The sequence below is a fragment of the Rossellomorea sp. NRS-1567 genome, from assembly GCF_050467885.1.
GTDB classification, from domain to species: Bacteria; Bacillota; Bacilli; order Bacillales; family Bacillaceae_B; genus Rossellomorea; species Rossellomorea aquimaris_C.
On record NZ_JBITPL010000015.1, the window covers coordinates 320,553 to 340,196 of the forward strand.

The 19,644-nt window shown below is 40.1% G+C and carries 19 protein-coding genes and 3 other annotated features; of the genes, 11 read left to right on the top strand and 8 right to left on the bottom strand.

Features of this window, described 5'->3' with window-relative positions:
* The first annotated feature begins 98 nt into the window (after positions 1 to 98).
* The 6 genes from ACIFOD_RS10960 (at position 99) to ACIFOD_RS10985 (ending at position 5,610) form a co-directional block, all read left to right on the top strand.
* Complete coding sequence (locus ACIFOD_RS10960; RefSeq protein ID WP_324748245.1) at positions 99 to 1,001, top strand: YitT family protein; 903 nt, start codon at positions 99 to 101, stop codon at positions 999 to 1,001.
* A 188-nt stretch (positions 1,002 to 1,189) separates the two neighbouring features.
* Positions 1,190 to 1,501 (top strand): hypothetical protein, encoded by a 312-nt coding sequence (locus tag ACIFOD_RS10965; protein ID WP_430314601.1) that lies wholly within the window; start codon positions 1,190 to 1,192, stop codon positions 1,499 to 1,501.
* A gap of 45 nt (positions 1,502 to 1,546) precedes the next feature.
* On the top strand, positions 1,547 to 2,368 hold the full coding sequence (locus ACIFOD_RS10970; protein ID WP_430314602.1) for an undecaprenyl-diphosphate phosphatase: 822 nt from the start codon (positions 1,547 to 1,549) through the stop codon (positions 2,366 to 2,368).
* Positions 2,369 to 2,439: 71 nt separating this feature from the next.
* Positions 2,440 to 2,661: a binding site (T-box leader), on the top strand.
* A gap of 34 nt (positions 2,662 to 2,695) precedes the next feature.
* Positions 2,696 to 2,919 (top strand) — a binding site (T-box leader).
* A 51-nt stretch (positions 2,920 to 2,970) separates the two neighbouring features.
* Positions 2,971 to 4,176: a threonine--tRNA ligase gene (gene thrS, locus ACIFOD_RS10975; RefSeq protein ID WP_430314603.1), complete on the top strand. Its 1,206-nt coding sequence runs from the start codon at positions 2,971 to 2,973 to the stop codon at positions 4,174 to 4,176.
* 214 nt (positions 4,177 to 4,390) lie between these two features.
* Positions 4,391 to 5,119 carry a UMP kinase gene (pyrH, locus tag ACIFOD_RS10980; protein ID WP_430314604.1) on the top strand — a complete coding sequence of 243 codons (729 nt, stop codon included), beginning with the start codon at positions 4,391 to 4,393 and terminating at the stop codon, positions 5,117 to 5,119.
* Positions 5,120 to 5,190: 71 nt separating this feature from the next.
* Positions 5,191 to 5,610, top strand: coding sequence for a GNAT family N-acetyltransferase (locus ACIFOD_RS10985; RefSeq protein ID WP_430314606.1), 420 nt, complete (start codon positions 5,191 to 5,193; stop codon positions 5,608 to 5,610).
* A gap of 46 nt (positions 5,611 to 5,656) precedes the next feature.
* Here the strand turns inward: ACIFOD_RS10985 and ACIFOD_RS10990 are convergent, their stop codons facing one another.
* The 3 genes from ACIFOD_RS10990 to ACIFOD_RS11000 form a co-directional block, all read right to left on the bottom strand.
* Complete coding sequence (locus ACIFOD_RS10990) at positions 5,657 to 5,950, bottom strand: 4a-hydroxytetrahydrobiopterin dehydratase (protein WP_397551560.1); 294 nt, start codon at positions 5,948 to 5,950, stop codon at positions 5,657 to 5,659.
* Positions 5,947 to 7,674 carry an aromatic amino acid hydroxylase gene (locus ACIFOD_RS10995; RefSeq protein ID WP_430314607.1) on the bottom strand — a complete coding sequence of 576 codons (1,728 nt, stop codon included), beginning with the start codon at positions 7,672 to 7,674 and terminating at the stop codon, positions 5,947 to 5,949. Before ACIFOD_RS10995 ends, ACIFOD_RS10990 begins: the two co-directional genes overlap by 4 nt.
* 93 nt (positions 7,675 to 7,767) lie before the next feature.
* Positions 7,768 to 7,977, bottom strand: a binding site (T-box leader).
* 155 nt (positions 7,978 to 8,132) lie between these two features.
* Positions 8,133 to 8,357 (bottom strand): hypothetical protein, encoded by a 225-nt coding sequence (locus ACIFOD_RS11000; protein WP_299741187.1) that lies wholly within the window; start codon positions 8,355 to 8,357, stop codon positions 8,133 to 8,135.
* 173 nt (positions 8,358 to 8,530) lie between these two features.
* On the opposite strand from ACIFOD_RS11000, the gene ACIFOD_RS11005 reads away from it, so the two are divergent.
* Positions 8,531 to 9,088, top strand: coding sequence for a GNAT family N-acetyltransferase (locus ACIFOD_RS11005; protein WP_430314608.1), 558 nt, complete (start codon positions 8,531 to 8,533; stop codon positions 9,086 to 9,088).
* Here the strand turns inward: ACIFOD_RS11005 and ACIFOD_RS11010 are convergent.
* Entirely contained in the window at positions 9,083 to 9,550 is a 468-nt protein-coding gene (locus ACIFOD_RS11010; protein WP_430314610.1) for a DUF2062 domain-containing protein, read from the bottom strand. The two genes, ACIFOD_RS11005 and ACIFOD_RS11010, sit on opposite strands and share 6 nt — an antisense overlap.
* 177 nt (positions 9,551 to 9,727) lie before the next feature.
* On the opposite strand from ACIFOD_RS11010, the gene pssA reads away from it, so the two are divergent.
* Positions 9,728 to 10,402, top strand: coding sequence for a CDP-diacylglycerol--serine O-phosphatidyltransferase (gene pssA / locus ACIFOD_RS11015; RefSeq protein WP_324748259.1), 675 nt, complete (start codon positions 9,728 to 9,730; stop codon positions 10,400 to 10,402).
* 171 nt (positions 10,403 to 10,573) lie between these two features.
* Here the strand turns inward: pssA and ACIFOD_RS11020 are convergent, their stop codons facing one another.
* The 3 genes from ACIFOD_RS11020 to ACIFOD_RS11030 all read right to left on the bottom strand — a co-directional run bounded on the left by ACIFOD_RS11020 (position 10,574) and on the right by ACIFOD_RS11030 (position 14,086).
* Positions 10,574 to 11,758, bottom strand: coding sequence for a chromate transporter (locus ACIFOD_RS11020; RefSeq protein ID WP_430314611.1), 1,185 nt, complete (start codon positions 11,756 to 11,758; stop codon positions 10,574 to 10,576).
* Positions 11,759 to 11,776: 18 nt separating this feature from the next.
* A complete protein-coding gene (locus ACIFOD_RS11025) occupies positions 11,777 to 12,085 on the bottom strand; it encodes a PadR family transcriptional regulator (protein ID WP_430314612.1) in 309 nt (102 codons plus the stop codon).
* Between the two features lie 222 nt (positions 12,086 to 12,307).
* Positions 12,308 to 14,086 carry a dihydroorotate dehydrogenase gene (locus tag ACIFOD_RS11030; protein ID WP_430314613.1) on the bottom strand — a complete coding sequence of 593 codons (1,779 nt, stop codon included), beginning with the start codon at positions 14,084 to 14,086 and terminating at the stop codon, positions 12,308 to 12,310.
* A 321-nt stretch (positions 14,087 to 14,407) separates the two neighbouring features.
* Here ACIFOD_RS11030 and ACIFOD_RS11035 point away from each other — a divergent pair, with 321 nt between their 5' ends.
* Positions 14,408 to 15,889: an esterase/lipase family protein gene (locus ACIFOD_RS11035; RefSeq protein ID WP_430314615.1), complete on the top strand. Its 1,482-nt coding sequence runs from the start codon at positions 14,408 to 14,410 to the stop codon at positions 15,887 to 15,889.
* 254 nt (positions 15,890 to 16,143) lie between these two features.
* A complete protein-coding gene (locus ACIFOD_RS11040) occupies positions 16,144 to 17,193 on the top strand; it encodes a M14 family metallopeptidase (RefSeq protein WP_430314616.1) in 1,050 nt (349 codons plus the stop codon).
* Between the two features lie 184 nt (positions 17,194 to 17,377).
* Here the strand turns inward: ACIFOD_RS11040 and ACIFOD_RS11045 are convergent, their stop codons facing one another.
* Complete coding sequence (locus ACIFOD_RS11045) at positions 17,378 to 17,794, bottom strand: universal stress protein (RefSeq protein ID WP_430314617.1); 417 nt, start codon at positions 17,792 to 17,794, stop codon at positions 17,378 to 17,380.
* 268 nt (positions 17,795 to 18,062) lie between these two features.
* Here ACIFOD_RS11045 and ACIFOD_RS11050 point away from each other — a divergent pair, with 268 nt between their 5' ends.
* The gene (locus ACIFOD_RS11050; protein ID WP_430314619.1) at positions 18,063 to 19,544 is read left to right on the top strand and encodes a SulP family inorganic anion transporter; all 1,482 of its coding nucleotides are present in this window, start codon (positions 18,063 to 18,065) and stop codon (positions 19,542 to 19,544) included.
* Positions 19,545 to 19,644 lie beyond the last annotated feature (100 nt).

Sequence of the window (19,644 nt, forward strand, 5' to 3'; positions counted from 1 at the left end):
ATGGATTGGTTTGGTGTATGTTACATAGATCATTTTGGTTCCAATGAGATGAGTTCAGTAGTTGTCGCGGGATGTTAATCTTAGGAGGAGGAACGAAGATGATTGAAGGACAGGTAATAGATCAATTGCAGCAAGTGAAAATAAAGCATAAGAAGATTCCCCTTAAAGAGGTAGTGAAGAGAGCTTTCCTCATTACCATCGGGGCGATGATCATGGCAGTTGGGCTTGAAATATTCCTAGTCCCGAACCAGGTCATTGATGGAGGAATCGTCGGCGTCTCGATTATGCTCTCCCATATAACAGGCGTTAAGCTTGGTCTTTTCATCTTTATTCTCAACATCCCCTTTTTCTTCATCGGATATAAACAAATCGGAAAAACCTTCGCATTCTCAACATTATATGGAATTATCATATTATCGATTTCAACTACATTTCTTCATCCGGTAGCTGCCTTCACACAAGATATTCTGCTGGCTTCTTTATTCGGCGGGATCGTTCTCGGAATAGGAGTGGGTATGGTCATTCGTTACGGTGGATCTCTGGATGGTACGGAAATCCTTGCTATTTTATCAAGTAAAAAGCTGCCCTTCTCTGTCGGTGAAATAATAATGTTCGTCAATCTGTTTATTTTGGCTTCCGCCGGATTTGTGTTTAGCTGGGATAGAGCCATGTATTCACTTCTGGCCTATTATGTAGCATTTAAAATGATTGATATTACTATTAAAGGACTGGATGAATCCAAATCGGTTTGGATCATAAGTGAAAATTACAAGGAGATTGGTGATGCCCTCTTACACCGACTGGGGAGAGGAGTGACCTATTTGAAAGGAGAAGGGGCCTTTTCAGGAGACGACAAAAAAGTCATATTCTGTGTCATCACTCGTCTGGAGGAGGCGAAGCTTAAAGATATCGTTGCAGAACATGATCCTTCCGCTTTTCTAGCCATTGCGGATATAGCTGAGGTAAGGGGCGGGAGGTTTAAGAAGAAAGACATTCATTAGTTGTAAGAGAGAAGTACAGTATAGGAAAGCCCTATACTGTATTTTTTATAGATTTGACCTTGAAAATGATCTTTTAGGCTAATGATACAAATGATACATTTGAAGTGTTCTGTTCAGTAATTCCTTATTGTCGTCCCCAGTCGGTTATAGTATGATAAGCTAGATTATCGCGAGAGGGGGAGAAGAGAGTGAAGAAAATCATGTTGCTTGTGCTATTTTGCTGTTTTGGAATTTTTCAGCAGATAAACGATATTCAGGCTCATAGGGGAGAAGAAGTCATTCAGGATCAAGCTCAGATTGCCTATCTTGACGATGATTCTTTCTCATTAACTCCTTCTTTAGTGACGAAGAAAATAGAAGATAAAAGCAGAATTCCTTTTAATAGAATTCTGCCTCTAATTCCTCCCACTCTTTCCAAAGACCAGCTATATTCCCATTATCGTGGGGATTCAAACGGGTTTGGTGTCATTGTGAAATACCACTCCAACTATCTTTCATGACTGACAGATTCACAGTATGATTAAACGATAGAGGAGAAATGACAAATGGACTTCATCATGTTAATAAAAGCATTCATATTGGGTATGGTCGAAGGGTTAACGGAGTTTGCTCCTGTATCTTCCACTGGCCATATGATTGTAGTAGACGATTTATGGATCCAATCGAAAGAAGTATTGGGTAAATATCCGGCAAATACGTTTAAAGTTGTGATTCAACTAGGCTCAATTTTAGCTGTTGTCATTGTATTTAGAGAGAGATTTAAAGATTTACTCGGATTTAATCATCGTACCGCAAGTAATTCATCTAATTTGAAATTAACCCACATACTGGCTGGATTAATACCCGCAGTTATTCTAGGCTTGTTATTTGAGGATTATATCGATGAGCATCTTTTTTCGCTGAATACAGTTCTGGCTGGTTTAACGATCGGTGCTTTCCTCATGATTGCAGCGGATTTGTTTCGTCCCAAAAGCGTCACTGTGGAAAACGTCGATGAGATAACACATAAAAAAGCGCTGGTGATCGGGCTTATTCAATGCTTATCATTATGGCCGGGTTTTTCGAGGTCAGGATCCACCATTTCTGGAGGAGTTTTACTAGGGTTGAGCTACCGGGCAGCATCGGATTTCACATTCATTATGGCGGTTCCGATCATGCTGGGAGCAAGTTCCCTTTCTCTAATGAAGAACTGGATGTACTTTACCCCTGAGTTTTTACCGTTTTTATTGGTTGGGTTCGTAAGTGCATTTCTATTCGCTTATCTGTCGATACACTTTTTCCTTAAGGTGATCAATAAAATCAAGCTAATCCCTTTTGCGATTTATCGACTTGTCCTTGTCGCGATAATTCTTCTTGTTTTTATTTAATCCCTCTTGACAGCTAGAAAATACTACCATATAATTTCAATAACAAATTTATTCTGTATTGAATATACTATACGAAAGCAAAGATGAGGACATGATTCATTCCGTTTTTTCTTGATCAGAGAGCAGGGTCACCGGCTGAGAGCCCTGAAGAGAAAAGAATGATTTACCACCTCGGAGCTATTATGGTGAAATGTCAGTATCCATAATCGGGAAAACCGTTATCTTACTTAAGCGAAGAGTAATATTTTACACTTCTGAATTAGGGTGGAACCACGACCGCACTCGTCCCTTGGTTAGGGATGGGTGCGGTCTTTTTATTAATTGAATAAAAAAGTGTTGAAGAGGACATGAATCATTTGCTGTTTTTCTTACCAGAGAACAGGGTCACATGGCTGAGAGCCCTGAAGAAAAGGAAATGATTTACCACCTTGGAGCTATTATGGTGAAATGTCAGTATCCATAATCGGGAAAACCGTTATCAACTTTGAGCGGAGGGCTTTTGTTTAGCACTTCGGAATTAGGGTGGTACCACGACCGCATTCGTCCCTTGATAGGGATGAATGCGGTTTTTTAATATAAATAAATGATTAGGAGGAAACAAAATGTCAATTCAATCTGAAGTAGATAAAAGAAATCACAGGAAATTAGGTCAGGAGCTGGAGTTATTTGTATCAATGGAAGAAGCACCCGGGATGCCCTTTTATTTACCGAAAGGGATGCTATTACGGAATGAGTTAGAAGACTTTTGGAAAAAGGAACATCGGAAAGCAGGATACCAGGAGATTAGGACTCCCATTATGATGAAGCAGGAGCTATGGGAAAAGTCGGGGCACTGGGATCATTACCATGAGAATATGTATTTCTCAGAGGTAGATGATCAGAAATATGCGATCAAGCCAATGAGTTGCCCAGGGGCAGTCTTGATCTATAAAAGCAAGAGAAGAAGTTATCGGGAGTTACCCCTCCGTTACGGTGAACTGGGATTAGTTCATCGACATGAGCTATCGGGTTCATTAAGTGGATTATTGAGAGTCCGTTCCTTCACTCAGGATGATGCTCATCTATTTGTAAGGGAAGACCAGATTCGATCAGAGCTTCATAAAGTATTGGATCTTATCGATCTTTTCTATAGCAAATTCGGGTTTGACTATAAGGTCGAGCTTTCGACTCGCCCGGAAGATTTTATGGGCTCCGTTGAATTATGGGATAAAGCCGAAGGAGATTTGGAAGTTGTATTGAAAGAGAGAGGAGTCGATTATCAAATCAATAAAGGAGACGGTGCTTTCTACGGGCCAAAAATAGACTTTCATATATTGGACGTTCTTGGTCGAAGCTGGCAATGTGGTACGGTTCAACTAGATTTCCAAATGCCTGAAAAATTTGAGTGTGAATACATTGGGGAAGACAATGGAGCAGTCAGACCTATTATGATTCACCGAGCCATTTACGGTTCAATCGAACGCTTTATGGCAATCATCATTGAACATTTCGGAGGAGACTTTCCCATTTGGTTAGCTCCTTACCAGGTCAAAATCCTTCCTATCTCCGACGCACATATTCAATATGCTCAAGGAGTGAAGTCTCAGTTAGAAAGAGAAGGCTTTAGGGTGGAAGTCGATGATCGAGTAGAAAAAGTCGGTCTGAAAATCAGAGAAGCAGAGATACAAAAAGTTCCTTATATGATGGTGATCGGTGACAAGGAAATCAAGAGTGAAGCTATTTCATTACGGAGGAGAAAGGAAGGAAACATTGGGATGTTGAAGATAAAAGAAGTTATATTGAAATTACAAGAAGAGGTAAATGGCTAGGTTAGTAAGGCAAACTGAATCAAAAAAATTCACTTGACCATTTCCTATATTTTCTATACAATTAGAGAAGGAAAATTCTGAATAGTGCGAGAGGGGGAGAAGTTATGTTAATCAATCATCAATCATGTTTCGGTATTTCTTCTCCTATAAAAAGAACTAAAAGGGTATTCATTACCTTTTTAGTTCTTTTTTTATGTCCAGGGGAGGAATCTAGATGAGATACAAGCGTGTGTTAATTAAATTAAGTGGTGGAGCGATGGCGGATAAGGAAGGAAATAATTTTGGCACTGAAGAGCTTGATCACATTGCAGGCGAAATCATGTCGATCGTCAATATGGGGATTGAAGTCTCCTTAGTTGTGGGTGGAGGCAATATATTTCGGGGCAGCTTGGCAGATACATGGGGAATAGAGCGGGTAGAAGCGGATAGTATTGGTACTTTAGGTACCATTATCAATAGTTTGATGCTTAGAGGTGTGTTGAAAAGTAAGACTGACAAAGAGGTTCGAGTGATGACTTCAATCCCTGTTTCAACGGTTGCCGAACCGTATATTCGCCTTCGTGCCGTTCACCATCTTGACAAAGGATACATTGTTATATTCGGTGGAGGAAACGGTCAACCCTTCGTAACGACGGATTACCCCAGCGTTCAGCGGGCCATCGAAACGAATAGTGAGGCCATCCTGGTAGCGAAGCAGGGGGTCGATGGTGTTTTTACGAGTGACCCTAAACGAAATAAAAACGCGAAGATGTATCACAATTTAAATTATGATGACGTTGTAACGAATAATATTAAAGTCATGGATCAATCAGCTCTGCTGTTAGCAAGAGACTATAAACTCCCTGTACACATTTTTAACTTCGGCCAGGCAGGAATCATGGAGAAAATATGCTCTGGGCAGAAGCAGGGAACGCTGATAAATCATGAAGAGACGAGACTTTGAAAAGATGAACATAACTATGATTTTATGAATATGAGTGATCGGATTGGTTGGAATAGGAAAGGTGAAAAATAATGGAGATCAAGATTCATCACAAATTTGATTCGAATAAGCTGGATGAGATATGTGAAGTGTACCAGTCAGCAGGATGGTTGAAGCACTCAAATGAAGTAATCACCAAGGTTTTTCAAAGAAGTGATATTGTAACTTTAGCTATTAGTGATGGTAGGGTCATTGGAGTTGGAAGAGCTTTAACGGATGGAGTGTTCAATGCCGCAATTTATGATGTGGTCGTTCACTTAGAGTATCAAAAAAATGGAATCGGCAGTCTCATCTTGAGTGACCTTTTAGAGCAGTTAAAAGATGTTTCCTGCGTTCAGTTAATCTCGACAACCGGTAATGAAGAGTTTTATAGAAAACATGGTATGAAGAAACTGAAATCGGGTATGGCAAGATATTTGAGCTCAAGTTTGACGGAAGAGTATTTGGAATAAGGTACAATGAACAAAAGAGACAGCCCCTCGGGACCGTCTCTTTTGTTTACACCATTTCCTTATACAGTTTTTCATACTGATTGGCCAAATCAAAGTCCAAATCCGTCAGACCATTTTCACTCCAAGAGGTTAACTCTACAATAACCAATTTGTATTGAATCGTTATAAAAGGATGGTGATTCACTTCCTCGGCTGCCTCTGCCAGTTTGTTTACAAACCGTATTCCTTCAAGGTAGTCCTTGAACCGATAGCGCCGTTCGATCCACTTCTTTTCTTTTAAGCGCCACTTTTCAAGAGATTTAAGTTTTTGAGAGAGGGCAGCTTCACTTAACTTCTTCATACCGTAACCCCTTTCTTTCCAAAGATGACATCAAGGCCATTTTGAATGAGTCTTGCAAACCGATCCTGCTTCCTTAAAACGTATAAGTCTTTCAGAAGATCTTCCTTTAACTGAGATTCAGGCTCGTGAATCTGCAGAAGTTCAATGATTTCAAGTCTAAGCAGCCACTCTTCAGGGGAATCCTCTTTCAGTCTACCTACTATACTATGAGTAAGATCTGTGGAAAAGGATACTTCTCTCAGTTCTCTGACCTCTCTGAAGAGGCTGTCTAATGGTGTAAGATCACGAGATCCGCCATCCTCTTCTTCGATAAGAGGAGTGTCGCCGAAGAAAGCATCATAGTCTGCCGCATGTGGCCGCGCTGAAACGATTTCACTGCCTACTGCCAAATCGTATGTTCCCCATGAAGGGTGGAATAAAATTTCTTCACCCAAAGTCACCATACATTCATCAATGGATATGAGGACAAGACGGTGATGATGAAAGACGAGATTCGTCACATGTCCAGAAACTTCAATTCCACCATCAAATGTGATTTGCATCATTTTGTTCGTCTCGATGCCCAGCTTCTTTAAATCCGCTTCGGTCTGGTTCTCAAGCATGGTGCCATCCTGAAGGATACCTATAGGTGCACCAAAGCCTTCTGCATGATGATCTGTCCCGTGTTGATCGAGTTGCTCGTTTTGGATGGAAAGTGAAGTAGGTCCAACGGTTTTGACGTAGATTGCTTCACCTCGCTCATTTTTTATTACTTCTTTGAAGGTCCCGGTGACTTGTAAACCCGAATTATATTCGATATGAGCAAGTTGGTTCGAACGAATCGCTTTATCAATCGCTTCAGTTCCACCTTTACGAAAAGCCATGGTCTCACCGAATTTCTCTACTTCTTCAATGAGTTGTTCGAAACTTTCACAAACAAACAATTGAGTTTGCATGGAGGTAACATCATAGCTGGTATGAATGGCATCTTCGATTGTGAACGGTCGTTTGATCACCATACTTGATAAGCAGTGTTTGCTTTCTCCAACCGATGACAGAAGTCCTGCACCGAAGATCTTCGGTTGATGAAAATCCCCGATTAAACCGAATTCCACTGTCCACCAAAAGATTCGCGAAATTTGTTCTGCTTCAGAAAGACCAGAAACAGCTTCTTGCTTTTCAATTAACACCTGCTTTGCTTCTTCAATTTCTTCCAATGTGGAGCTTGGATCCTCCATCACAATGGATAAATGCCTGGTTGCCTCAAAAGCTTCGTGTTCTTCTTCAGTGGCAAAAGCGTTCGCTCCGATATTGCCGATGATCTTTACAAATCGGGAATAGGTTTCATCAAAAAGAATGGGAGCGTGTCCGGCTGCTTCATGCAATATATCAGGAGCAGGGGTATATTCAATATTCGATTTTTGACGAATATCCGTTGCTATTGGGAGAATACCGTGAGCTTGAAAATCAAAGAACGCTGTACCAGGGATCAAACCGTCTACAATCGCTGCCCCCCAGCCAATTTTCGCTAAGTGTCGGTTCATATCACTGACCCTGGGAATTTCGTGTATGTTAATACCGGAAGCTTTTAATCCTTCTGTGAATGCTTCATGTGCAGTATCTTCCAGAAAATGATGATTCTGTCTCATTACATAACGCCACACGGCATGATTGATAGGGGTGTATGAATGATAATGCTGCTCAGCTACAAATGGCCGTAAATGACTCGGAATGGATTGGTTCATATTAAATTCTCCTTATTTCTAAATGTTATTTAGTGCTTAAACGCTTTTGTGTGCGAAAGTAGATACATACAAAAAATCCCTGCTGAAAAAATCAGCAGGGACGAATAAGATCGCGGTACCACCCTTGTTGTAAGCGAATTGCTTACCACTCAAATTGATAACGGACAATAACCGTCTTGTCCCACTATAGAACAAGAAGCTCAAGAAACGTAATTCATGATTTTCCTATGTACTAGTTCCCAGCACCACTAGCTCTCTATAACAGGGAGGAAATCACTACTTCAAATCCATCACAGCTCTTTTTTAAATATGTATGATCAAGATGCTTTATATCTTAAACGCTTTTAAGCGTTAAAGTCAAGCGGCGTTTTTACGGAGTATAAAATAATATCACTCAAGTGGCCGTGGATCTATAAAGCCAGACAGATAAAAACGCCAGGAGATCCTGGCGTTTTTATTTATAAAATTTGCGTTTTTTCCTTAGGATCCTGAAGTTTCATTTGTTCTAATTCGAGTCTCATTTTCTGGGTTTCAATCACAAAGTTTTCGTGCTTCAGTTTTTCCAGTTCGAGTTGGTCTTCTATCATTTTTTGCTTTAGCTTGGATTGTTTTTGGAAATGGTCCGTTATGATTCCGAGGATGGGTATTGAAAAAATCATGATAACAGCAATGGTTCCAGTCATGACAATCCTCCTTTTTCTCCTAATCGTATTCGTTACTTAATAGTTAAATTATAACAAAACATAAGATGGATTAGTATATAGTGTGATAATGTTAAGATAGAATCTTCATAGTAGAATATACGAATAAAAACATGAAAGAGTTTCATCATTTTTTAAAAAAAGGGGGGATTACAGTGAAGGAGACAAAAAATTTTCCCGAAATGGAAACATCCCGTTTACGTTTAAGAGAACTTCGACTAAATGATGCACATTTTATCTTGAACTTGTATTCAGATGAAAATGTGTGTAAGTTTCTCTATGACGAGGAATTGTATACGAATATTGATGAGGCCAATAACTATATAGAGTGGAATACTTATTGTGAAAACAAAAACCATAATCGTTGGGGGATCATAAGGAAAGCGGATGGAGTTATTATGGGAACCCTCGGATTTCACTTGTGGGACCGCTATAATCATATTGCGGAAATAGGGTATGATTTGGCTGAGGAATTTTGGGGAGAAGGCTATATGAGTGAAGCCGTGGAAAAATCCTTGGAACACGGGTTTGATTTTTTACGTCTTAATCGGATTCAGGCTTATGTAGCACCAGAAAATCATTCCTCCATCCGTGTCCTGGAGAAGCTTGGATTTAAAAAAGAAGGGATTTACAGAGACAAGCATTTTTTTCGGGGGGAATACTATGACCTCTATTGTTATTCATTGTTAAAGAGAGAGTGGAAAAGACTATAAATTCCACTTCTTCTGCACATACGCGAGCATCGTCTCCCGGTATTTTCTAACAATGGAATGTATGATGAAGTAAGTGAGGATACCGAATAAGGGGATATTGATGAACATCCCTATAAAGAATGCTTTCCCCAATTGCACCCCTACGTCTACTGCTTCACTGGCGTGGTCTAAAGAAGGATCCATTACATCAATGGGGTAGAAGAGATATCCTACAATAAGATTTAAGTAGAAGAAGATAGGGAAAGCCCAAATTAAGGAGATCCCTCCTACTAATCCAGCGAATGAATTCCCTTTAATCATCTTCGCACAGGCTGTGGAAATGAACGGACCTATGCCAAAAGAGGGAACGAAGTTGATTAATAATCCAACTGTGAATCCTAATGCAATACTGTGAGAGTTATCTTTGAGACGCAATAGTTTTAGAGTAAGACATTTACATTCACGAAGCTTTTTTCTAATCATGAGATCAACACCAATTATCGTTTACTTTCATACTCAGTAAATAGTATGGTCAACTTTCAGTATTCTAAATAAAAATTTTATAAGATTTTATGAAGTTTTTTCACAACATTTCTTTAAGAAAATCTGTAACATGGTATCCTAGAAGTAATAGAATTTTTGGTAGAGCGAGGATAAAAGATGAAACTAACGAAAAAAATACCCAATATGGTCACGTTGGGAAATCTGTATTGCGGTTTCTTATCAATTGGGTTTGCCGCAAGCGGACAATTTAAAAACGCAGCAATACTAATTATTATTGGCATGATGCTTGATAGCATGGACGGCAGATTGGCGAGGATGCTGCAAGCGGATAGTGTATTAGGAAAGGAATTGGATTCATTAGCTGATATTGTTACGTTTGGAGTTGCACCCTCCTTTCTTGTGTATTATACATATTTCTTTCAATTTGGTTTATTAGGGTTTATCGTAGCAGGGTTATTTCCATTATTCGGAGCTTATCGCCTGGCAAGGTTTAATACCAGTCCGCCGAAATCGTCTCTTCATTATTTCGTGGGGGTACCGATTACGGCAGCAGGTGGTATCCTGGCGATTCTAACCCTATTTGGAGACTTTATACCAAATATCGTGACAACGGTCATTTTCACAGCAATGTGTTTTCTCATGGTGAGTCGTATACGAATCCCTAGTCTCAAGGAAGTGCCTTTACCCAAATACGGAACGATTGTGACGCTCTTCATTGGAGCATTACTATTCGTTATCTACAAAGGGACCTATGAGCAGTTTCCCTATTTAATTTACATTGCTACACCCCTTTATATTGCATATCTTACGTATCGATTTATAAAAAGATAGAATGAAAAGTGATCCAGGCATCCATTGCCAGGATCACTTTTCATTATTCAGCACTCTAAAAAATGTATCTGCCGTTTACGTTCTATACTTATACTTCCGCTGTGCAAGATCGTGTCCTCCATAAACCAAAAAAGTTAGGGAGCATGTCCCTAACTCAGTCTATTTGATGAATTATATGAATCCCATAACGAGTCCACCAACTGCACCTGTGACCACGACGACCCAAGGTGGAAGTTTCCAAAATACCAGCATGCTAAACAAAACCGCCGCAAAGGCAAAGTCTTGTGGAGCAAGAATGGAGGAAGTCCATATCGGATGGTAGAAAGCTGCGATCAGGATTCCAACAACAGCTGCGTTCACTCCCATAAGAGCTCCTTTTATCTTAGGATTCCTACGTAGAGAATCCCAGAATGGCAGCGTCCCTAAAATGAGTAGAAAAGCCGGGAGAAAAATAGCGAAAGTCGCAAGCAGTCCGCCTTGCCATCCATTAATGACAGCACCAATATAAGCTGCAAAAGTGAAAAGAGGGCCAGGAACCGCCTGGGCTGCACCATATCCTGCCAAAAACGCTTCTTCCGTTAACCAACCGGTAGGAACAAACTCACGTTCAAGAAGTGGCAATACAACATGACCACCGCCAAACACCAATGACCCGGAACGGTAAAAGCTATCGAATAAAGCGATCCATTCAAGTGATGTCAATTCCCTCAGGAACGGAAGAAGAAACAGTAATCCGAAGAATAGAGACAAACAAATCACTGCAAATCTACGGGAAATCGGAAAGTCAATCCGGGATTCAGCGTCGGGTTTATGTTGCTTAAAAAGAATAAATCCAATAAATGCTGATAGAAGAATGACCCCTATTTGTGAAAACGCCGTTTGCCATAATAAAATGACCACTAAAGCGAACAATGCAATCGCTTTTCGTTTTAAGTCGGGCGTCAACTTTTTGGCCATTCCTAAAATAGCATGAGCAACCACGGCAACTGCGACAATCTTCAACCCGTGTATCCACCCGGCATCTGCCACATCCAATCCTTGCAGTATAATGGCGAAAAGAATCAATGCAATGACAGAAGGGAGGGTAAAGCCTAAAAATGAAACAATTCCTCCAAGTACTCCTGCCCGCATGATCCCAATGCCCATTCCGACTTGAGAGCTGGCAGGACCTGGGAGAAATTGGCATAGAGCGACCAGATCTGCGTAACTTTTCTCATCCATCCATTTTCTTCTGCGAACATATTCCTCATGGAAGTATCCTAAATGGGCAACAGGCCCACCGAAAGATGTTAGCCCCAATCTTGTAGAAATAAATAGTATTTCAATCAGCGACTTCAAACCTCTAGATGTTTTCATTATATTTCACCTTCTTTGTTAGTCTTTGATTTCTTTAAATAGCTCATAGGCTTTTTCACGTGCTTCACTGAGTACTTTATTGCCTTTATCTGTAGTCGAATAATACTTCCTGATCTTTCCGTCCACGTTTTTCTCTTCTTTTTTTAGTAGTCCGTCAGTCTCCATTGAGTGAAGAATTGGGTACAGTGTACCGGAGCTTATGCTGTATCCATGTTCCCTTAATTCTTCTAACATCCACGTACCGTAAATCGGCTCTTCCTTGGCATGATGGAGAATATGGATCTGGATAAACCCTAGAAAGAGTTTCCGTAATACTTTGTCTTCCAATGAAACACCTCCCAATCTTCAAATGGAATTCCGATATCGAAATTCGATATCGGAATTTTATACAAAGACTATAACATGAAAAATGTACCGACTCAAAGACCTAACGTCAAATTTACAAACTCTTAACATAAAAGGCCTTTCCGGATGTTTTTTCTTTTATATTCATTCACTGATTTCAGATAAAAATTCCATCAAATAAAGCCATATCCACCCTGGATACAGCTAACGTTCATCATTATCCCTATCTTTATGAAAAAAAGAATAGGTTTTGACTAATCCAATCAAAAATAAGCCAATGGCAAAGTAGGCGGGCAGAAGGTGGAGAAACGAGGTGTACCCGATAGCAAAATGAATATATATCCCCGATATAAAGGCAGGTAGCCCCCCGATTAGAAGCGTCCACCAAACCCACTTATTTCCTTGCTGAAAGCCCCAAAGTGAAAGAGTTAAGACTAGTAATCCGACACTTACTAAAGCACTGCCGAACCCCGCTCGATCATGTGCAATAACGGGAATGAGATTCTGATTGAACTCATGAAGAATCTCGGGTGGCATACAGAGGTATAGGAGATCCGTCGGAACAAAAACAGAAGTAACCCCATAGTAAGAAATGACAAGACCTCCGAGAACAAAAGAAAATCCAAGTACGACAAATGCCAGCTGACCATACAGGGATTGTAACCATAATTTATGATTTCTTCGGTTTCTAGATGATGGAGTTCCCTTTATCTCCCTTGTATGAATCCAGCCATATACGTAAGAGGGCAGCAAAATGAGCCAAAATAAAAGATGAAGCCAGTCGAAGTAGCCATACCCGATAAATAAGAATATTCCCAGAAATCCTGTAATGGCGGCAATGTCTATTGACTGTTTGGCCCATAGGAGACCTCTCCTGACACCATGGAAGGCAAGCTGCATATACACAATTCCTCCAGAAATCATTGTACCTGCTAAGGTCATCCGATCATGAGACATAAATTTCACGATACGATCGTTGAATCCAGCAATCGATTCCCTTTGCATCCCCAAGTAATGTTCATCATAGGGAAGAGTCACAGACGTTAAACTAAAAAGGAGGGCTAAGAGTCCCCCTATAAATATAAATAAACCAAAACACCAGTAAGATTGCCATCCCTTTTGAGGGGGTAACTGATCGTTCAAATCATCCAGCAATGCTTCGTTAATGCGTTTGGTTAAACCCGGACCCGAAAAGACATACCCATCTGAAAGAAGAAGGAGATCTGCCCCCTCACTTAGTAGAGATAGTGCCTGACTTGGTTCACGAATTTCACCTGTAGTGATGATGGATATAGCAGGGATTGCTTTTCTGTATGAACGAACAGTTGAAAGGAGAGTGTTGAATTCATTTTTTTCCACAATGATTCCTGAAATATCTTCAACGTTCAATGTGTAGAGAAGTTCTAAAGTCGGATTTGAGATGAAAATCGGTTTGTCACTATGTATAGTAGAATGAAGTTCATCAGCTTCTACAATATAACCATCTGCAAATACATCTAATTGTTGCATCATAATAGATAATTCTTCGGGTGTCCCCGACAGGCGGATGATAAAGGGCTGTTTTTTTCTAATCTTCCTTAATTTCTCTAGCGTCCTCTCTAATCCAATGGATTCAAGGGGATCCGAGAATTGAATACGCTGCTCTTTATGATCCGCATCAGGGTAACAAGACTCTGATGAAGCTTGTAAAGTTACAGGACCAATTTCAATAAAACCAAAGCCTAAATGAACAAAGGCGGATGTACCGGTAAGTAAGGGATCAATTTTACCGGAGAGACCAACAGGATTGGTAAATTTCATCCCTTTGATTTGTTTATTCAGGTGAGGGGAGCACTCTTCTCTTCCTAGAAAATGTATGAGGTGAGGACCAAGGGGGAGAGAAGCGATTGTACTCATTCCTCTATGTATAAACTCTCTTGATATGTAAGCAGGGAGTTTGGATAAAACGGGTTTGAATATTCCGTGATAGGACCAATCAGGCATAACACATTCCTCGCAATTTTACGTATTACCCTCATTCTAACAGGGATTAGGAAAGAATGGGTGGTGAATTTAGAGAAGAATTGGTTACGTGAACATACGAATTAATTTTTTGTGTTCAGATATTAGTAAAACCTATCGAGAGGTAATAGCGTGAGATAGAATGACTAAGATTCAGGATCTTGATAGTGAATGTTCATGTGAAAGAGTAGAATTGTGAACATTTTTTAGTTCTTTCTTCCCGAATTCTCTTAGGCCAGTTATATCTTCTGAATTCCGTCGATATACTTTACAGGTTCATTTCAACGGAAAAGGAGAGAGTGTATGATCAAAAAGATTGGTATGACCGTTTTTGCACTATTTTTACTGTTTCCGTCATGGAGCCAGGCCGGTTCATTTGGTAAGGATGATCCTTCTGGAGTTCCCGGGCAGTGGTATGTAGGTACAACTCCCGCGTATGTAGCCCCTTCCAAACATCCAATTCTCTTTGTTCACGGATTAAATAGTTCTTCAAACACATGGTGGAATGAAAATAATATGTATGACACTGCCTTTCAAAATGATTATGAAACCGCTTTTATCGATCTTTATCCAACAAAGAATATGTGGGATAACGGTGCCCTCCTGGCCCAGAAAATTCATGACATATACAATTACTACGGCGAAAAGGTAGTGATTGTGGCCCATAGTAAAGGGGGCATTGATACACAATCAGCTCTTGTACACTATGGTGCTTATCCATATGTCGCAAGGGTGATCACCCTATCCACCCCACATTATGGTTCCCAGTTAGCAGATCTTGCTTATAGCAGCTGGGCAGGATGGTTAACAGGCATTCTAGGAAGTAAGAATGATGCCACATATTCACTGCAAACAGGATATATGAGCTATTTCCGCTCAGAAACAGATCATCATCCGAACGTAAATAGAAATCAAATCTATACGTTTGGCGGGACGAAATGGGGAAGTTTCGGAAGCTCACTATATTGGGGAGGATTGTACCTCAGGGCTTATGGCAGCAACGATGGAGCCGTTACGGTCACTAGTTCAAGACTTCCCTATGGAACAGAACTGAGAGTGGGGGATTGGAATCACTCGACCATCAAAGAAGGTTCATCTACATTTAATATTTTCAAAAATTATTTGAATGAAGCGACCAATACATCGGGTTTCAATACTCAAAGTGTGGTCGAGTCAAATGTTGCCGAAAATGCTGCCTCTTTTGTTAGAGGAGGAGAATATAGTGAAAAGAAACAAGAAAAGGTATTAGTAGAACAGGGGGCTAAGTCCGTAACATTCGATTGGATAAGCAATAGCCCTTCGTCACAATTAATTCTAAAAAATCCTGGTCAAAACACACATTCAACCTTCAAGGTGAAAAAGGATGAAAGTGAATACTTTAACGGTGCGTATCACCATACGGTAACAGTTCAAGATCCGGCACCAGGGGAGTGGACGATTGAAGCATCATCATCTTCAGCAGAAAAATATCTCTTACATGTGTCTTTTGAAAGCGCGATGAATGATGCATTGAGTATCCATTTAGCACAGGATGAAATCAGCTTGAAGGCCAAAGATAGTAAGCTAAAGCTTAAACCGGACATGACCATTGAATATTACAAGGGTGGTAAGTTGAAAAAGAGTAAGGTGAAAACAAAGAACGGATCATTAAAACTTCCGAAGCTTGGAGAAGGAGTTTATAATGTGACCATTGATGTGGAAGGAAGCAAGGACAAAAATACGTTCCAAAGAACCGTCATTAAAACTATTTACGTTGATGATTCAGGGAAGATTTATGGACAGTAGGATAGGTTGAAATGCTTTGGGAGAGAAGCTGATGTTTTATTAGCTTCTCTTTTTTATGGGAAATAGGGACTGAACAATTAGTCTCCTGCTATTAGTTTGACAAAAGACAACAATTCCCGAAAAGTCATAGGAACTTATATCCAGACGCAGTTACGTAGTTCAGTTCCATAGTTTCATTTTTGCAAATGGAAAAGGGTTTCAATCCTTTTATCTCTAAATAGATTAGGGAGTCGAAATAAAAGGAGGAATACATAATGAAAAAGAAATTAATGGTTGGTGCACTTTCGGGTGTGTTGGTAGCATCAGGAATCGCTTACTCTGCACCGGGTGCATCTGTACTTGCAAATGGTCCAGGATACAATGGTAACGAGACGATCAAAAACGAGCGACTTCATAATTATGAAGAAATGGCTAGCATGCTCCAACATTTAGATCAAAGATCAGATGCTCTTTCTTTAGAAGTATATGGTCAATCCGTCAAAGGACGAGATCTTTACCTTGCGAAATTTGGAACAAATGAAAACACCCCTACGATCCTATACTTAACTCAGCAGCACGGAAACGAAACATTGACGACTGAAGGGGCTCTTCAGTTCATCAAGCACCTTACTTCGAACTCAAAAGAAGTAAAAGAAATGCTCGAGAACGTAAATATACTGGTTGCTCCGCGATTAAATGTGGATGGAGCAGAAGGGGACGTTAATTTCTCCCTTGAGGATTATGTATCGGGAACTCACACCCGCTATAATGCGAACGAAGTCGATCTAAATCGCGATCATGTGGACCGGGAACAACCGGAAACACAAGCTCTACATGAAAACGTTCTTCAAAAATACAAGCCTGATTATATGATCGATCTTCATCATCAAGGAGCTGAAACAACGCTTGGAAATACGGATGAGCTTGTGTCAGGATCAATTCTTTATCCTACTAATGAAAATGTAGACCCTGGAGTCGTCGAAAAATCAAAACAGCTCGGATCAGTCCTTTACAACACGGTCGAACACCGTGGATTCGGTACTTTGTCCAAATACATCGGGGGAACGGCACCGACGATCAGCCGTAACGGACTGGCGGTTGAATATGGAATAGCAACCCTTCTTTTTGAAATGAGAGGAATGGCTGATCATTATCGTGATGATTATGTTCTGGGTCAAAAGAGTAATGGGTACCTCATTAAGCAAGCGGTCATTAGTTTAGAAGCTACGGCAAAAGCCATTGCTGACGGGTCAATTGAAAATGCTGATACTTCTTTCTGGGACACGCTTCCTGAAAGCTCATATAATCGAAGTGAAAGTGAATAAAATTGCTCAAAAGGGGTCCTATCTTAACGGAAACGCCCCTTTTAATGTTGGAGTAATTCTTCAATATACTCTCCATATTTTTTAGGCACGTAATGAAATTGCCTGGAGAGAGCGGGTACCGATGATTTTTGATTATTTGTATTAGGATGAAATAGAGAAAGACTTCCTATTTGGAAGTCTTTCTCTATTTCACGATCATCACGGGACATTTAGCCCTTTTTGCGACTTTATGGCTTACACTTCCCAAGACCATTTCTTGAAATACATTTAATCCACGGCTTCCAATGACTACTGCATCGAAGTTGTTTTTGTTCGCATGCTCAACAATGGTCGGCCCTGGCTCTCCGTGTAAAAAGATAATCTCGTAGTCGATGCCTTCATGTTTTGCTTTTTGTTCGATCATTTGCAGTTTCTGCTTCCGTTTATCTGTTGCATCCAGTCCCCAATGATGCAGAACATCTTCCTTGGATTGCTTTCCGTCTACTACATATACTATATCTATTTTAGAGCCTTCATGGCATCTTGCGAGAGCGATCGCTTTTTCTCCTGCCCTTAGAGAGTGTTCAGATCCATCTGTTGCTAGAAGAATGTGTTTGAACATTGCTTTTCCTCCATCCGATGAAAGCGTTTATTATTTAGTTCTATATTATTATTCAATTTCCTCTAAAGGAATTTAAGATTTTTTTACATGTGTTTGAACTGAACCAGATTAACAGTGAAATCAAGAGTAAATGAAAGATAATATGTTATGTTTGCGCTTTCATTAATGTTTCACAAATTGAATCATCCATTATATAATGTCCCTTGTGTTAAACGGACCCGACTTTCATGAGAGTTGAAAGTCATAAATTAACAGGAAGAGGTGCATTATGAGTTTAAGTCAAAAAATTAAATATGAGTGGTTTGGTAATATTCGTGGAGATGTGTTAGCCGGTTTAGTCGTGGCTATGGCATTGATTCCGGAAGCAATTGCGTTCTCTATTATCGCAGGTGTTGATCCAATGATCGGATTATATGCTTCCTTCTGTATTGCAGTAGTGATAGCATTTGTAGGCGGTCGTCCGGGAATGATTTCTGCCGCAACGGGTGCTACAGCACTGGTCATGGTGACGTTGGTCGCAGATCATGGTTTACAGTATCTGTTAGCAGCGACCATCTTAACAGGTGTGATCCAAATTATCATGGGTGTCCTTAAACTAGGCCGCTTAATGAAATTTGTACCACGTTCCGTTATGGTTGGATTTGTGAATGCACTTGCTATCTTGATTTTCACTTCACAGTTACCACACTTTGTTGGTGAAACGTGGATCATGTATGCTATGGTGGCTGGTGCATTGGGTATCATATATATTTTACCCCGCTTTACAAAAGCGGTTCCATCACCATTAGTGGCAATTATCGCTGTGACCATTTTCGCAGTGCTGACAGGAAGTGGAGTACGTACGGTAGGAGATATGGGTGAGCTTACTCAAGCATTACCAGTCTTCTTGATTCCTGATATTCCATTTAACTTCGAGACATTGCAAATCATTTTTCCATATTCTTTATCCATTGCAATTGTAGGGTTAGTTGAGTCTCTGTTAACTGCTTCTATTGTTGATGATATGACAGATACCACAAGTGATAAAAATAAAGAAGCAAAAGGTCAAGGGATTGCGAACATCGTATCCGGTCTTTTCGGTGGAATGGCTGGTTGTGCGATGATCGGACAATCAGTTATTAATGTTAAGTCAGGTGGACGGGGACGTTTATCAGCATTTGTGGCTGGTACATTCTTAATGATCTTAATCCTATTGCTCAATGATTTCTTGGTTCAAATTCCAATGGCTGCTTTGGTTGGAGTCATGATCATGGTATCCGTTGGTACATTTGATTGGGCTTCAGTGAAGAACTTACACAAAACACCGATTACAGACTCTCTTGTTATGATTGCAACAGTTGTCACTGTATTGTTTACTCATGATTTATCTAAAGGTGTTCTTGTCGGGATTATCTTAAGCGCTATATTCTTCGCTTCCAAAATATCAAAAGTGAAGATTACCACGATGGCGTCTGAAGAAACTCACAAGAAGGTATACCGTGTGTCAGGTCAATTGTTCTTTGCTTCTGTTACGGAATTTGTTGAAACCTTTAATTTCAATGAAGATGTGAAGGAAGTAACGCTGGATTTAACTCACACACATTTATGGGATGATTCTGCCGTGGGAGCGATTGATAAAATCGTTATTAAGTACCATCAGAATGGTGTGAAAGTAAATCTGATTGGTCTGAACACTGAAAGTAATAAATTAATTGACAAATTGGCCGTGCATAATAAGCCCGGTGGATTAGATAAAGCCGTTAACCATTAAGTAAGAATCAGAAAAGTCCTTGGTCAAGTGATCAAGGACTTTTCTATATATACAAAGTTGTACTGTTAGCGCCAAAAAAACCAATGAATTTTTTAAAAAG

What these genes read in the sequence shown, in the direction of transcription:
- ACIFOD_RS11045 (WP_430314617.1), bottom strand. Translation starts at nt 17,794, where the DNA reads ATGTTCAAACACATTCTTCTAGCAACAGATGGATCTGAACACTCTCTA.
- ACIFOD_RS11010 (WP_430314610.1), bottom strand. Translation starts at nt 9,550, where the DNA reads ATGATTAGAAAAAAGCTTCGTGAATGTAAATGTCTTACTCTAAAACTA.
- ACIFOD_RS10970 (WP_430314602.1), top strand. Translation starts at nt 1,547, where the DNA reads ATGGACTTCATCATGTTAATAAAAGCATTCATATTGGGTATGGTCGAA.
- ACIFOD_RS11035 (WP_430314615.1), top strand. Translation starts at nt 14,408, where the DNA reads ATGATCAAAAAGATTGGTATGACCGTTTTTGCACTATTTTTACTGTTT.
- ACIFOD_RS11050 (WP_430314619.1), top strand. Translation starts at nt 18,063, where the DNA reads ATGAGTTTAAGTCAAAAAATTAAATATGAGTGGTTTGGTAATATTCGT.
- ACIFOD_RS11040 (WP_430314616.1), top strand. Translation starts at nt 16,144, where the DNA reads ATGAAAAAGAAATTAATGGTTGGTGCACTTTCGGGTGTGTTGGTAGCA.
- ACIFOD_RS10995 (WP_430314607.1), bottom strand. Translation starts at nt 7,674, where the DNA reads ATGAACCAATCCATTCCGAGTCATTTACGGCCATTTGTAGCTGAGCAG.
- ACIFOD_RS10990 (WP_397551560.1), bottom strand. Translation starts at nt 5,950, where the DNA reads ATGAAGAAGTTAAGTGAAGCTGCCCTCTCTCAAAAACTTAAATCTCTT.
- ACIFOD_RS11000 (WP_299741187.1), bottom strand. Translation starts at nt 8,357, where the DNA reads ATGACTGGAACCATTGCTGTTATCATGATTTTTTCAATACCCATCCTC.
- ACIFOD_RS10960 (WP_324748245.1), top strand. Translation starts at nt 99, where the DNA reads ATGATTGAAGGACAGGTAATAGATCAATTGCAGCAAGTGAAAATAAAG.
- ACIFOD_RS10985 (WP_430314606.1), top strand. Translation starts at nt 5,191, where the DNA reads ATGGAGATCAAGATTCATCACAAATTTGATTCGAATAAGCTGGATGAG.
- thrS (WP_430314603.1), top strand. Translation starts at nt 2,971, where the DNA reads ATGTCAATTCAATCTGAAGTAGATAAAAGAAATCACAGGAAATTAGGT.
- ACIFOD_RS11020 (WP_430314611.1), bottom strand. Translation starts at nt 11,758, where the DNA reads ATGAAAACATCTAGAGGTTTGAAGTCGCTGATTGAAATACTATTTATT.
- pyrH (WP_430314604.1), top strand. Translation starts at nt 4,391, where the DNA reads ATGAGATACAAGCGTGTGTTAATTAAATTAAGTGGTGGAGCGATGGCG.
- pssA (WP_324748259.1), top strand. Translation starts at nt 9,728, where the DNA reads ATGAAACTAACGAAAAAAATACCCAATATGGTCACGTTGGGAAATCTG.
- ACIFOD_RS11030 (WP_430314613.1), bottom strand. Translation starts at nt 14,086, where the DNA reads ATGCCTGATTGGTCCTATCACGGAATATTCAAACCCGTTTTATCCAAA.